Genomic DNA, 12,685 nt, shown 5'->3' with positions numbered 1-12,685 from the left:
TACAGCTCAGCTAAGGTAAGGCTAATACAGCTAAGGACTCCACTGAACCCCACCGATTAAATCGCACCTTCCTTAACCGGCGGTTATATCATGGATAAATGGCGCGCCAGAGGCGGTAAAACCAGCCGCGTCATGCACACCATGCTCGCCATTTCCGCGATTACCGCAGGCGTCGGCATCTTCCTGTGTGCACAAAGCTCAACGCCGGGCGTTGCCATCACCCTGCTGACTATCGCCCTGTTCCCGCTGCGCTGGGCCAGCGTTTACTGGTCGATTCCGGGACTGCTGGGCGCGCAATCTGTGGCGGGCACCATCTGCGGCACCATGAATTTCACCAGTAACCTGTTCGCCGCTATCCTGCCGATTTTTATCGGATTTTTGGTACAGGCCACCGGCAACTACTACGCCGCCATGATGTTCTTCGCCCTGGCGGCAGTGGGTTATCTCATCTGTTCGTTGTGCATCAACTTCGACAAGAAAATGGAAATTACCGGGCAGTAATCCCTCTCACCGGAGTCTGGCGACAGGCTCCTTTTCACCATCAGGAACGTAGTATGTTCAGTGCTGATAATTATATTGCCGTCGACTGGGGGTCGAGCAACTTACGCCTGTGGGTCTGGCAGGACGGCGAATGCGTCTGGCAATATGCCAGCGATCAAGGGGCGACGCGGCAAAAGCCCGGTGGATTCAGCGACCTCTGGCAAACCGTGTTAGCCGCCTGTCCGGTTCAGCTTGCTGCCAATACGCAGGTCATCATGAGCGGTATGGTCGGCAGCAATATGGGTTGGGTGAACGCCCCTTATCTGACCTGCCCAACACCCATTGCCTCTCTGGCCCAGCATCTAACCGCCGTCGACGAGGCTGGCCCCTTCCCGGTCTCGATCGTACCCGGATTGCAGTTACCGGGGCCGGATACCTTTAACGTCATGCGCGGTGAAGAAACGCAGCTTCTTGGCGCGCTGGGCGAAGAACGCTGGTATGTATTTCCCGGCACGCATAGTAAATGGGTCAGCGTAGAAAACGGCGTGGCAGGCGATTTTCAGACCATCATGACCGGCGAATTTTTCCATCTTCTGTCGACACAATCCGTCCTGCGCTTGCCGAATATTCCCCAACAAGAAAGCGACGCACTGTTCTTACAAGGGGCGAAGTGGGGCGCACAGGAGACCTGCCTGTCACGGGGGGCCTTTTCGCTGCGCTCGCGCATGCTGTGTAACGCACTCGAACCCGCCAGGCTGCACACCGCGTTGTCAGGGTTTTTGATTGGCCACGAAATCGCCCAGATGCAGCACCATTACCGTATTACCCCTCAGGACAAAGTGGTGATCGTTGGCAGCGACAGCCTGCTGGCACGCTATCAAACGCTTATCCACCATTTCGGGCTCACCTGCCGCGTGGTCACCGGTGATGCCGCCTTTCTTGCTGGAATCAGGAGCATTTTGCATGCACACGACTAATGTCCTCCCACTGGTTGCCATTCTGCGTGGCGTAACACCCGATGAGGTGCTGGTGCACATTGAAGCGCTCGCCCAGGCGGGATTTACCACCGTTGAAATCCCGCTGAATTCCCCCGACTGGCAGCAGAGCATAGGCCTTGCGGTAAAACACTATGGCGGGAAGATGCGCGTGGGTGCCGGTACGGTGACCGACGCTGGCAACATCCCCGTTTTGGCGGCACTGGGCTGTCAGTTTATTTTGACACCCAATACCGATCCGGCGGTGATCGCTGCGGCACGCGCACATGATATGGAGATTTGCGTTGGATGCCAGACGGCAAGCGAAGCCTTTAGTGCATTACGTTCGGGGGCGTCATCGCTCAAAATCTTCCCGGCCGGGGAAGTGGGTACCGGGTATATCCGTGCGTTGCGAGCGGTATTACCCACAGATGCCGCCCTGTATGCCGTTGGTGGGATCACGACTGACAATCTGGCGCACTACCTGGAAGCAGGATGTGAAGGGGTGGGATTAGGCAGCGACCTGTATCGTGCAGGGCAATCGGTGGCGAAAACGCGCGAGCAGGCGCAGGCCTTTATGTTGAGCTGGCAGGCCGCACAGCGCACACCTGCCCTGAGTTAACCCATGCCCCCGCGCAGATGGCGGGGGATGTGTGTTACTCGAAGAACACGGCCAGTTTGTTAAACATCCCCGGCGAAGACTGGTTGCGCACCACCTGCACCACGTCTTCCAGCTTCTCAATCTGGCTAATCATCTGCTCCAGGCGCTGATCGTCATTCACCAGTAGCCAGATGCGGCTCTGCTCGCTGTCTTTGATCGGCAAACAGAGAATGCCTTCCACGTTAAACGCACGACGGGCGAACAGGCCGCAGACGTGGGTCATGACGCCCGGATGGTTACGTACGGTGAGTTCGAGAATTACGTTGTCAGAAGTTGTCTGTTGCATGGCTTATTCCCCCACCATTTCAGTATTTGCCGCGCCTGGCGGCACCATCGGATACACTTTTTCTTCGGCGTCGATGCGCACGTGGATCAGCGCCGGACCCGGGCGAGAGATAATCTCCTGCAACGCGGCATGCGGGTCAGCTTCGTTGTTCAGGTCACAGGTTTGCAGGCCAAAACCGGCGGCAATCTGCATAAAGTTAATCATCCCCGGATAGGTCGCCGCGAACACGCCCTGCTTGTAGAACAGGCTCTGCTGCTGATGCACCAGGCCTAACGCTTCGTTGTTCATCAGGATGATTTTCACATCCAGATTGTTCTCTGCGGCGGTCGCCATCTCCTGAATATTCATCATCAGGCTGCCGTCACCGGAGAAGCAGATCACTTTACGTTGCGGGTTCGCCAGCGCCGCGCCCACTGCCGCCGGCAGGCCGAAGCCCATGGTACCCAGACCACCGGAGGTCAGCCACTGACGCGGACGATTGAGCGGATACGCCTGCGCGGTCCACATCTGATGCTGGCCCACGTCGGTAGAGATAATCGCCTCATCATCAACACAGGCGGCAACGGCATTGATCAGGCCGTAATGGGTCAGCGGGTCGCCGCCCTGCGGAATAGCAGACGGGAATTCTTGCTGCAGCTGTGCCACCAGACCACGCCACGCATCGCGTGGCTGGGCGTCAATTTGCGGCAGTAGTTGTGCCAGTACTTCGCCTACATCGCCCTGAATCGCAACGTGCGGCTGCTTGATTTTACCCAGCTCGGCGCGGTCGATATCCACATGAATGATTTTCGCGTTCGGGCAGAACTGCTCGGTTTTACCAATCGCCCGGTCATCAAAACGTGCACCCAGAACAACCAGCAAATCAGACTCTTGCAGAATAAAGTTGGTGCTGCGCGCGCCGTGCATACCCAGCATCCCCAGCGACAGCGGATGTGCTTTTGGCAACATGCCCAGCGCCATTAAGGTCATGGTGGTCGGCAGATTCGCTTTCTCCGCCAGCGCGCGTACCTGTTCCGGCGCGTTGATCACCCCACCGCCCAGATACAGCACCGGACGCTGTGCGGCATTAATCATCACCGCCGCTTCCTGGACACCTTTCGCATCAAACGCCGGAGCAGGTGCTCTGCCGCCCGGTTCGGGCAACTCGCTCAGTTCGATGGTCGCAGTCTGGACATCTTTAGGAATATCTATCCACACCGGGCCAGGACGGCCGGATTGCGCAATGCGGAACGCGTCGCTCATCACCTGCGGAAGCTCAGCAATGTTGCGGACCAGGTAATTGTGCTTAGTGATGGGGATAGAGATGCCGTAAGTGTCCACTTCCTGGAACGCATCGGTGCCGATCATCGAGGCAGGCACCTGCCCGGTGATACACACCAGCGGAATGGAATCGAGACGCGCATCGGCGATGGCGGTCACCAGGTTGGTGGCGCCCGGCCCGCTACAGGCCATGCAGACAGCGGGTTTGCCTTCGGTACGCGCCATGCCCTGGGCGATAAACCCGGCACCCTGCTCGTGGCGGGCCAGTACGTGGCGGATTTGCGTGCTTTGGCTTAATGCGTCATACAGCGGGAGAACGGTCCCGCCAGGAATACCCGCTACCGTGGTAATGCCCTGACGCTCCAGTAAATGAACGATCAGTTGCGCGCCGGTAAAGCGTATCGTTTGTGTTGTGCCCGAACTTGCCATGCTCCAGTCCTTTTCTTCTGGGCCGACTTTCCGGGAGGGGTAGAACGAAAAACCCCGCCGGTTTGCGCCGGCGGGGTTTTGGAATCGTGTGTTGTTCCAGTCCCTACGGCGCATTGCCGACGACCACCACCACACGCACGACGACCACCGCAGCGTTGTGCGCGGTTTTTAGTAGGTTCATCGTCATAGTGGAAGCGTTCATTGGGGACTCGTATCTAAATAATTAACAGGATTTATACAAACACAGGAATGACGTTTGGACAACCGGTTTTTACGTCACAGAGAAAATCTGCGCAACCGATCACGTTTCACATGTTCGACAATGAAAACTGAAATGAGCCGTTGTCGTCGTTAACGCAACAGAGAACTGTCGCTCCGCTCACCGGTTTCATGATACGTTTTTACCCGCCGCCCACCGACACTTAAGCCCTCATGACTGTTACTGTTTTTTGTATTCTGCTGTTTGCCGCACTTCTTCATGCGAGCTGGAACGCGATTGTTAAAGCGGGCAGCGACAAACTTTACTCCGCCATCTGCGTTAGCGGTTCTGCGGCCTTGATTGCCCTGGTGATGCTGCCCTTCTCACCGCAGCCTTCGCTGACCAGCGCGCCGTACCTCGCCGTCTCGTGCATGTTACAGGTCATCTATACGGTGCTGGTTGCCAAGACCTATCAAGTTTCCGATATGAGTCAGACCTACCCGTTGATGCGCGGCACCGCGCCGCTGTTGGTGGCGCTAATAAGCGTCATCGCATTGGGCGATTCACTTTCAACCTTTGCATGGCTCGGCATCGCGGTCATTTGCCTCTCTATTCTCGGCATGGCCTGCAACGGACGGCACAGCTCAAAGCGCGGGATCTGGCTGGCGCTGCTGAACTCCTGTTTTATCGCCGGATACACGCTGGTGGATGGCACGGGCGTACGCCTGGCGGGCAGTGCGCTCGGCTACACTCTCTGGACCTTTTTCATGAACGGTTTTTGCCTGCTGGCCTGGGCGATGATTGCCCGCCGCCGCGAGGTTTCGCACTATCTGGTGAATAACTGGAAGAAAGGACTACCGGGCGGTGTTGGCACCATGGGCTCGTATGGTCTTGCCCTGTGGGCGATGACACAGGCGCCGCTGGCGGTGGTCGCCGCGCTGCGCGAGACCTCCATTCTCTTCGGTGCGCTGCTTGCCTTTTTATTGCTGAAGGAAAAAGTGGCCGGATTACGCATCGTTGCCGCCTGCGGCATTGCGGCCGGTGCCATCTTGCTACGCCTTTCTTGATCATCCTGGCAACAAATGTTGCCGCAATTCGTTTACGAATCCTGCCTGACCGCAATAAGCCTTTCTGACCCCGCGTCTTGTCTTGTCATATTTCCGTGGTAGATTCCTCTCGCATTTTACGGTTATGACAGCAACATATTCTTTATTTATCAATTTTTAAAACATATTCAGCGAAATGAAAAGACAGCGTAACGTCAGTTTACTTTTGATGCTGGTCCTGCTGGTGGCGGTGGGGCAGATGGCGCAAACCATTTATATTCCAGCTATTGCCGGTATGGCGCAGGATCTCAATGCCCGTGAAGGTGCGGTACAAAATGTCATGGCTGCCTATCTGCTCACCTACGGCGTATCGCAGCTTTTTTACGGCCCCTTAGCCGACCGCTTTGGCCGTCGCCCGGCGATCCTCTGCGGCCTGACGGTGTTTATGCTGGCCACGCTGGTGGCTGTAACGACCCACAGCCTGACCGTACTGATTGTCGCCAGCGCCGCTCAGGGCATGGGGACCGGCGTCGGCGGCGTAATGGCGCGAACCCTGCCGCGCGATCTTTATTCCGGTACCGAATTACGCCACGCCAACAGCTTGCTGAACATGGGCATTCTGGTAAGCCCGCTGCTCGCGCCGTTGATTGGCGGCCTGTTGACCACGCTTTGGGGCTGGCGCGCCTGTTTTGCGTTCCTGCTGATACTTTGCGCCATCGTCACATTCAGCATGGCGCGCTGGATGCCGGAAACGCGCCCAACCGGTACGGTAAAAATGAGTTTGATTGCCCGTTATAAAACCCTGTTGGTTAACGGCATGTTTAACTGCTATTTGCTGATGCTGATTGGCGGGCTGGCCGGTATCGCGGTGTTTGAGGCTTGCACAGGCGTGCTGATGGGCGCAACCCTTGGGCTGTCCAGCATGGCGGTCAGTATTCTGTTTATCCTGCCTATTCCGGCGGCCTTTTTCGGTGCCTGGTTCGCCGGACGCCAGAACGCGCGCTTCACAACGTTGATGTGGCAGGCGGTTGCCAGCTGTCTGCTGGCGGGCGTAATGATGTGGATCCCCGGCTGGTTTGGCGTGATGACGGTCTGGACGCTGCTGGTTCCCGCCGCGCTGTTCTTCTTCGGTGCGGGCATGCTCTTCCCGCTGGCGACCAGTGGCGCAATGGAGCCGTTCCCTTTTCTGGCAGGAACGGCGGGGGCGCTGGTTGGCGGTATGCAAAATATGGGTTCTGGCGCGTTAGCCTGGTTCTCGGCGCAGCTGCCCCAGAACAGCCAGCTTAGCCTCGGGATGCTGATGACGCTGGCAGGGCTTTTGATTCTGCTGAGCTGGCTGCCGCTGGCGCTGCGCCAGAAGCGCCATGACCATGAACAGGCGGCTTGCCTTCCCGACGATCCGGCTTCGCATCAGCCTTCTCACAGTCCGGTGAAATAATCGTTTTCAGCAGCGGCTCGGTCGTTGGCCGCCACGCACCCTCTTCGCCATCATAGAACTGCGTATCAGCATTGAGGGCGAAGGGGATCTGCGCCTTATTCAGCTCACAGGCCATAAACGCGGCGAATGCCAGCTGTGATTCTCCCGGCGGACTTTTAATGGTTTCACCCACCGACCAGCCGCCAACCCAGGTGGCATGACCGGTTTTTTGCTGCCAGTGCAGCGCGGTGTTAATGCGCGCTCTGATGGCCGTTTTCTCTGCCGCCGTGCCCGATGTCCAAGGATATTTCCCGTTACTTTTCAACGGTCCCCATGGGAAGATATGCCACTCCGCGAGCAGGTAATTCTGGCTACGACCCGGCAATTTCAGCGACATTAAATCCTCGGGCGCGGCCCGCAGTCGCGGCGCAACAAAGATCATGCGCTGCGGATTGATGTCGTGAATGGTTTTGATGATGTTTTCATACGCGCGGTTAAGGGCGGGCAGATCGTGATTCAGCTTGTCCGACGGCTCATAAATCAGATCAAAACCGAGCGTCGGATGTTCAGTGCCAAAGTAGTTCGCCACCGTTGACCACCACGCCACCAGCTGGGCTTCGTTTTTCGCACCCGGCTCAGCCTTAAAGGTATCCGCCTGGTAGGAAATAATCGGGATCACACCGTATTTTTCGCAGGCTTCCACCAGCTTACGCAGATGAATCAGGCGGGCTTCGGTTAACGGATCGGCCACCCGGATACGCACATGGCGAATCCCTTCCGCATAGAAATCGCGGACGATAAGCGGGTCGAACTCACGGATACCGCGCTCGGTTCGCGCCCAGTCAACATCCATGCCTACGCCCAGTTCCTGCGCGTAGCGTGTCGCTGTAAGCGGCGTATCAGCAGCAAACGCAGGCGTGCCCGCCAGAAGCAGAGCAATCGCTAACAGTGGTTTTAACACAATTGACCTTGCCAAAATCGGTGGTGATTACATGTATACCCAAGTAACTTCAATATGCAGGATGGTAGTGCTTAAACAACCTATCCCTACGATTGACTTGGGTTCACTGGCTCCTGCAACTCGAAGTATTCTGGGTATATTTAGCATGATTTGTCGCCGAATACGTAGCGCCAAAGCGTAATAAATTCTCAATCGCTCTCCACAGTGGTCAGACACTGCAAGCAGAGGGCTCTGATTTTACACGTTCAGATGCTGTAGCCACTGGATAAATGCCTCAATTTTCGGCCATTGTCTGCCTAGCAAGGTAGAAATGTAATAGTGCTGGTGACATCTCAGCGTCATGTCGCCAAAAGGCGCGATAAGCTCCCCGCTGTCGAGGCGCTTTTGCACCAGCCGTTTGCGTCCCATCGCCACGCCGATATGGTTCATTGCCGCAATCACCGCTAAATCTGAACGATCGAAGCCAATTCCCGACGATGTCGGCAGAATAACGCCAAAATGTTGCGCCCAGCTGTGCCACTCGTCAGTACCGGAGTCGTTGCTCCAGGCCTGCCTGTCGTGCAGCAAAGTACAGTGCGGCAGGTTCACCAGCGACCCCGTTAAGTCAAAGCGGCGGGCATAATCAGGGCTGCATACCGGCAGAATCTCTTCATCCATCAGGAAATGGTGGGTCAGCTGTGCCGATGGCGCATCATCAAAATAGATGGCCAGATCGATGCCAGCGCGCTGGAGATTGACGTTGTCGTTACCGGTTAACACTGTTAGCGAGATAGATGGATAGCGGCGCGTGAAGTCGCCTAACGCAGGAACCAGCCAGCACTGGGCAATGGATGGTCGGGAGTAGACCGTCAGTGTGCCGGACAGCTCCTGATTTTTGATATCAAGGATTTCCTGATTCAGCGTATCCAGCGACGATTTCAGCGCCCAGAACACCCGTTTACCTTCTTGAGTGAGCTCCACTTTGCGGTGGGAACGGACAAACAGCTGGATGCCCAGCTCGTCTTCCAGCTGATTAATACGATGGCTGACGGCACTGGGGCTCAACGACAGCTCATCCGCCGCCAGCGCAAAAGATTGATGTCTGGCCGCCACCTCAAAGGTGTAGAGCTTTGATAACTGCCAGCCATTGAGCAGACGATTTCTGCCGTCGCGAAGGGGATCCATAACCACCTCTGTCACCCTGATTCTTTTGCCCGCAGTGTTAAAAAAACACGCTGCAAAAATCAGCACAAAGATGAATAAAAGTGAATCATCTCGCTTTTTACCGTCATTATTCGACGTAAATCACCAAGTTAATGCAATTTTTCTCATGTGAAAGGCAATTTATATCGTTTGTCAGCCTGCGTCGTGTTTTTATCCAATAGAGGCAGGTTAATCACAGGGCAAGGTGAGATATGCACGCTCAAATCTGGGTAGTGAGCACGCTGCTGATAAGCATCGTGTTGATCGTTTTGACCATCGTAAAATTCAAATTCCATCCGTTTCTGGCGCTGCTGTTAGCCAGCTTCTTTGTGGGCGCGATGATGGGGATGGGGCCGCTGGAGATGGTCGATGCAATTGAAAGCGGGATCGGCGGAACATTGGGGTTCCTCGCCGCCGTTATCGGTCTCGGGACGATTCTCGGTAAAATGATGGAGGTCTCCGGCGCGGCAGAACGCATCGGTCTGCCGCTCCAGCGCTGCCGCTGGCTATCCGCCGACGTCATTATGGTGCTGGTCGGGTTGATTTGCGGGATCACGCTGTTTGTTGAAGTGGGTGTGGTACTGCTGATCCCGCTGGCATTTTCAATTGCCAAAAAAACCAATACCTCACTACTGAAACTAGCCATTCCATTGTGTACCGCCCTGATGGCCGTTCACTGCGTGGTACCACCGCATCCGGCTGCGCTGTTCGTGGCCAATAAGCTCGGCGCAGATATCGGTACGGTGATTGTTTACGGCCTGCTGGTTGGCCTGATGGCCTCGCTGATCGGCGGCCCGCTGCTCCTGAAATTCCTCGGTAACCGTCTGCCGTTTAAACCGGTGCCGGCTGAGTTTTCCGACCTCAAGGTGCGCGACGAAAACACGCTGCCGTCGCTGGGCGCAACGCTGTTTACCGTACTGCTGCCCATTGGCCTGATGCTGGTGAAAACCGTTGCCGAGTTGAACATGGCAAAAGGTGGCACGCTGTATACGTTGCTGGAGTTTATCGGTAACCCTATTACCGCCATGTTTATCGCCGTCTTTGTGGCGTATTACATTCTCGGTCTGCGTCAGCATATCGGCATGGGTGTACTGCTGACCCACACGGAAAACGGTTTTGGCTCGATTGCGAATATCCTGCTGATTATCGGGGCGGGCGGGGCGTTCAACGCCATTCTCAAGAGCAGTGGGCTGGCGGACACCCTGGCGGTGCTCCTCTCCAACATGCACATGCACCCCATTCTGCTGGCGTGGCTGGTGGCGCTGATTTTGCACGCCGCTGTCGGTTCCGCGACGGTAGCGATGATGGGGGCAACGGCGATTGTCGCACCGATGCTACCGCTCTATCCCAACGTTAGCCCGGAAATCATTGCTATTGCCATCGGTTCGGGTGCCATTGGCTGCACGATCGTCACCGATTCGCTCTTCTGGCTGGTGAAACAGTACTGCGGTGCGACCCTTCATGAGACGTTTAAATACTATACAACGGCAACATTTATCGCTTCGGTCGTTGCGCTGGCTGGCACATTCCTGCTTTCCTTTATTATCTGAATGCAAAGAGACGTACTATGGAAAACATTCAACAACTCATCGCCCGCTATCCTTTGGTGGAAGAACTGGTCGCCCTCAATGAAACGACCTGGTTTAACCCTGGCACAACCTCTCTGGCGGAAGGTTTGCCTTGGGTCGGGCTCACGCTGGCGGATGTTGAGAACGCTCATGCTCGCCTCACCCGTTTCGCGCCGTATCTGGCCAAAGCGTTCCCCGAAACGGCAGCCTCTGGCGGCATCATTGAATCTGAACTGGTCGCCATTCCGGCCATGCAAAAGCGACTGGAAAATGCATACGGGCAGACCATTAACGGCGAACTGCTGCTGAAAAAGGACAGTCATCTGCCGGTTTCGGGTTCCATCAAAGCCCGTGGCGGCATTTATGAAGTGCTGGCCCACGCGGAAAAACTGGCGCTGGAAGCGGGTCTCCTGAGCACCGACGATGACTACAGTGTGTTGCTCACACCCGCATTCAAACAGTTCTTTAGCCAGTACAGCATCGCCGTTGGCTCGACCGGCAACCTGGGGCTGTCGATTGGCATCATGAGCGCCCGCATCGGCTTTAACGTCACGGTGCATATGTCCGCTGACGCCCGCGCGTGGAAAAAAGCCAAACTGCGCAGCCACGGCGTGACGGTAGTGGAGTACGAAGAAGATTACGGCGTGGCGGTTGAACAAGGTCGTAAGGCGGCGGAGTCCGATCCGAACTGTTTCTTTATCGATGATGAAAATTCCCGCACGCTGTTTCTGGGCTATGCGGTTGCCGGGCAGCGCCTGAAGGATCAGTTTGCACAGCAAGGTCGCGTGGTGGATGCCGAGCATCCGCTGTTCGTCTATCTGCCGTGCGGCGTGGGCGGTGGGCCTGGCGGGGTAGCTTTTGGCCTGAAACTGGTATTCGGCGATAACGTGCACTGCTTCTTTGCCGAGCCAACCCACTCGCCGTGCATGCTTCTGGGAGTTTACACCGGGCTGCATGATGCAATTTCCGTCCAGGAGTTGGGGATCGATAATGTCACGGCGGCAGACGGGCTGGCGGTGGGCCGGGCATCCGGCTTTGTCGGCCGCGCCATGCAACGACTGCTGGATGGCTTCTACACCCTGGACGATCAAACGATGTACGATCTGCTCGGCATGCTGGCGCAGGAAGAAGGTATCCGCCTGGAGCCCTCGGCGCTGGCGGGTATGGCGGGGCCACTGCGTGTATGTGCAAGTGCGGAATATCAGCGTTTACAGGGCATTACCGCAGAGCAATTCGCTAAAGCTGCGCACATCGTCTGGGCAACCGGCGGCGGGATGGTGCCACAAGAAGAGATGACGCAATATCTGGCAAAAGCCCGGCAGATCTGACGATTACAGGGAACTGAGGATATGGCGCAGATGCATTAGCCCGAACAGCAGCGAAAGAGAGAGCACGGCTAGCGCAATCAGCAGCTTATCGCGGATTACGCCGGGCCTGGCGAGATCGCTGCTTTCAACATCCATCAGGGTGCGGTTACGCGTATATCGCCACAGCATACCGCCGACCAGCAACAACACCACCAGTGAGATCCAGAAGGTAACGCCCGAATGCTGCCAGTTGTGCTTCACCGCAAAGGCAAGCAGGGCAATGTAGCCAAAAAAGGTGCGCAGCCAGGCCAGTGACGTGCGTTCTGGCTGTAGCCCAGGATCGGCCACGCGACGCGCCTTACGGTCATCCGCCATACAGCACCAGCCCCATTACTACGGCGGCCACCGTCAGCAACACTGCGCTTATCACCAGCAGGCTTCGCGTATAGGGCAAGTCTTCTTTCAGGCGCATCGCTTTTTCATTGCGCAGCCAGCGCATATAGCCATAAACTGCCAGCCCCCCGGCAAACAGACAGAGCAGCAGCGCCAGCACCTGGCGAATCAGCGGTGTGGCAAACTCCGGCGCCAGTTGATCAAGTCCGACACCCGCCGCCAGAAAACCCAGCGCGGTACGGATCCATGCGAGAAACGTGCGCTCATTGGCCAGCGAGAAGCGGTAATCCGGTGCCTCTCCCGGCAGGGATATTTTCATGAAGACTCCTTAATTTCTCTAAAACGCATTTATTCGCCTCAATGATACTATTGAGCATAACAACATCGCATCGTAAAGGAGCTATGGGCAATGGTTACACATAACAAATTCAGTTCACTGGGCATGATATTAGATAGTGTCGTCACGAGGATAAAAATCATTGATAATAGGGCCTTCTAATCAGAAGGCCCTATTATCATGAC

At 56.3% G+C, this 12,685-nt stretch carries 13 protein-coding genes and 1 pseudogene; 7 read left to right on the top strand and 7 right to left on the bottom strand.

Features of this window, described 5'->3' with window-relative positions; translation table 11 throughout:
- Nucleotides 1-90: 90 nt before the first annotated feature.
- From ACSZPU_RS17960 to ACSZPU_RS17950, 3 genes are read left to right on the top strand one after another with little or no spacing between them, the layout of a single operon-like run.
- Nucleotides 91-501 (top strand): hypothetical protein, encoded by a 411-nt coding sequence (locus ACSZPU_RS17960; RefSeq protein WP_499001508.1) that lies wholly within the window; start codon nucleotides 91-93, stop codon nucleotides 499-501.
- Nucleotides 502-554: 53 nt separating this feature from the next.
- Entirely contained in the window at nucleotides 555-1,457 is a 903-nt protein-coding gene (locus ACSZPU_RS17955) for a 2-dehydro-3-deoxygalactonokinase (RefSeq protein WP_499001507.1), read from the top strand.
- The gene (locus ACSZPU_RS17950; RefSeq protein WP_499001505.1) at nucleotides 1,444-2,076 is read left to right on the top strand and encodes a 2-dehydro-3-deoxy-6-phosphogalactonate aldolase; all 633 of its coding nucleotides are present in this window, start codon (nucleotides 1,444-1,446) and stop codon (nucleotides 2,074-2,076) included. The genes ACSZPU_RS17955 and ACSZPU_RS17950 overlap by 14 nt, the downstream gene beginning before the upstream one ends.
- Before the next feature lie 34 nt (nucleotides 2,077-2,110).
- Here ACSZPU_RS17950 and ilvN read toward each other — a convergent pair whose 3' ends face one another.
- The 3 genes from ilvN to ivbL all read right to left on the bottom strand — a co-directional run bounded on the left by ilvN (nucleotide 2,111) and on the right by ivbL (nucleotide 4,292).
- The gene (gene ilvN / locus ACSZPU_RS17945; protein ID WP_499001503.1) at nucleotides 2,111-2,401 is read right to left on the bottom strand and encodes an acetolactate synthase small subunit; all 291 of its coding nucleotides are present in this window, start codon (nucleotides 2,399-2,401) and stop codon (nucleotides 2,111-2,113) included.
- A gap of 3 nt (nucleotides 2,402-2,404) precedes the next feature.
- Nucleotides 2,405-4,090: an acetolactate synthase large subunit gene (gene ilvB / locus ACSZPU_RS17940; RefSeq protein ID WP_499001501.1), complete on the bottom strand. Its 1,686-nt coding sequence runs from the start codon at nucleotides 4,088-4,090 to the stop codon at nucleotides 2,405-2,407.
- A 103-nt stretch (nucleotides 4,091-4,193) separates the two neighbouring features.
- Complete coding sequence (gene ivbL, locus ACSZPU_RS17935) at nucleotides 4,194-4,292, bottom strand: ilvB operon leader peptide IvbL (protein ID WP_103281084.1); 99 nt, start codon at nucleotides 4,290-4,292, stop codon at nucleotides 4,194-4,196.
- A 230-nt stretch (nucleotides 4,293-4,522) separates the two neighbouring features.
- On the opposite strand from ivbL, the gene ACSZPU_RS17930 reads away from it, so the two are divergent.
- Both ACSZPU_RS17930 and emrD read left to right on the top strand, forming a co-directional pair.
- Nucleotides 4,523-5,356: an EamA family transporter gene (locus ACSZPU_RS17930; RefSeq protein WP_499001499.1), complete on the top strand. Its 834-nt coding sequence runs from the start codon at nucleotides 4,523-4,525 to the stop codon at nucleotides 5,354-5,356.
- 175 nt (nucleotides 5,357-5,531) lie between these two features.
- Nucleotides 5,532-6,773 (top strand): multidrug efflux MFS transporter EmrD, encoded by a 1,242-nt coding sequence (gene emrD, locus ACSZPU_RS17925; RefSeq protein WP_499001496.1) that lies wholly within the window; start codon nucleotides 5,532-5,534, stop codon nucleotides 6,771-6,773.
- Between the two features lie 166 nt (nucleotides 6,774-6,939).
- Here the strand turns inward: emrD and ACSZPU_RS17920 are convergent.
- Nucleotides 6,940-7,605, bottom strand: a pseudogene (locus ACSZPU_RS17920) (cellulase family glycosylhydrolase); the annotation flags it as partial.
- A gap of 345 nt (nucleotides 7,606-7,950) precedes the next feature.
- A complete protein-coding gene (gene dsdC, locus ACSZPU_RS17915; RefSeq protein WP_499001495.1) occupies nucleotides 7,951-8,877 on the bottom strand; it encodes a DNA-binding transcriptional regulator DsdC in 927 nt (308 codons plus the stop codon).
- A gap of 230 nt (nucleotides 8,878-9,107) precedes the next feature.
- Between dsdC and dsdX the strand changes: the two genes are divergently transcribed.
- Together dsdX and dsdA are read left to right on the top strand one after the other, a co-directional pair.
- The gene (gene dsdX, locus ACSZPU_RS17910; RefSeq protein WP_499001492.1) at nucleotides 9,108-10,445 is read left to right on the top strand and encodes a D-serine transporter DsdX; all 1,338 of its coding nucleotides are present in this window, start codon (nucleotides 9,108-9,110) and stop codon (nucleotides 10,443-10,445) included.
- A gap of 17 nt (nucleotides 10,446-10,462) precedes the next feature.
- Nucleotides 10,463-11,791, top strand: a complete 1,329-nt coding sequence (dsdA, locus tag ACSZPU_RS17905) for a D-serine ammonia-lyase (protein WP_499001490.1) — start codon at nucleotides 10,463-10,465, stop codon at nucleotides 11,789-11,791.
- Between the two features lie 3 nt (nucleotides 11,792-11,794).
- On the opposite strand, the gene ACSZPU_RS17900 is transcribed toward dsdA, so the two are convergent.
- Entirely contained in the window at nucleotides 11,795-12,145 is a 351-nt protein-coding gene (locus ACSZPU_RS17900) for a DUF202 domain-containing protein (RefSeq protein WP_499001488.1), read from the bottom strand.
- Nucleotides 12,135-12,482 (bottom strand): YidH family protein, encoded by a 348-nt coding sequence (locus tag ACSZPU_RS17895; protein WP_499001486.1) that lies wholly within the window; start codon nucleotides 12,480-12,482, stop codon nucleotides 12,135-12,137. The genes ACSZPU_RS17900 and ACSZPU_RS17895 overlap by 11 nt, the downstream gene beginning before the upstream one ends.
- Nucleotides 12,483-12,685 lie beyond the last annotated feature (203 nt).

Origin of the sequence: Phytobacter sp. V69 (assembly GCF_965644215.1) — a bacterium.
Lineage (GTDB): Bacteria > Pseudomonadota > Gammaproteobacteria > Enterobacterales > Enterobacteriaceae > Phytobacter.
The sequence above is the reverse complement of the archived record's forward strand: the minus strand, read 5'-3'. Positions and strand labels throughout refer to the sequence as shown.

Coding starts and splice junctions, on each gene's coding strand:
- ACSZPU_RS17930 (WP_499001499.1), top strand. CDS start 4,523: ATGACTGTTACTGTTTTTTGTATTCTGCTGTTTGCCGCACTTCTTCAT.
- emrD (WP_499001496.1), top strand. CDS start 5,532: ATGAAAAGACAGCGTAACGTCAGTTTACTTTTGATGCTGGTCCTGCTG.
- ACSZPU_RS17960 (WP_499001508.1), top strand. CDS start 91: ATGGATAAATGGCGCGCCAGAGGCGGTAAAACCAGCCGCGTCATGCAC.
- dsdC (WP_499001495.1), bottom strand. CDS start 8,877: ATGGATCCCCTTCGCGACGGCAGAAATCGTCTGCTCAATGGCTGGCAG.
- ilvB (WP_499001501.1), bottom strand. CDS start 4,090: ATGGCAAGTTCGGGCACAACACAAACGATACGCTTTACCGGCGCGCAA.
- dsdX (WP_499001492.1), top strand. CDS start 9,108: ATGCACGCTCAAATCTGGGTAGTGAGCACGCTGCTGATAAGCATCGTG.
- ivbL (WP_103281084.1), bottom strand. CDS start 4,292: ATGAACGCTTCCACTATGACGATGAACCTACTAAAAACCGCGCACAAC.
- ACSZPU_RS17955 (WP_499001507.1), top strand. CDS start 555: ATGTTCAGTGCTGATAATTATATTGCCGTCGACTGGGGGTCGAGCAAC.
- dsdA (WP_499001490.1), top strand. CDS start 10,463: ATGGAAAACATTCAACAACTCATCGCCCGCTATCCTTTGGTGGAAGAA.
- ilvN (WP_499001503.1), bottom strand. CDS start 2,401: ATGCAACAGACAACTTCTGACAACGTAATTCTCGAACTCACCGTACGT.
- ACSZPU_RS17900 (WP_499001488.1), bottom strand. CDS start 12,145: ATGGCGGATGACCGTAAGGCGCGTCGCGTGGCCGATCCTGGGCTACAG.
- ACSZPU_RS17950 (WP_499001505.1), top strand. CDS start 1,444: ATGCACACGACTAATGTCCTCCCACTGGTTGCCATTCTGCGTGGCGTA.
- ACSZPU_RS17895 (WP_499001486.1), bottom strand. CDS start 12,482: ATGAAAATATCCCTGCCGGGAGAGGCACCGGATTACCGCTTCTCGCTG.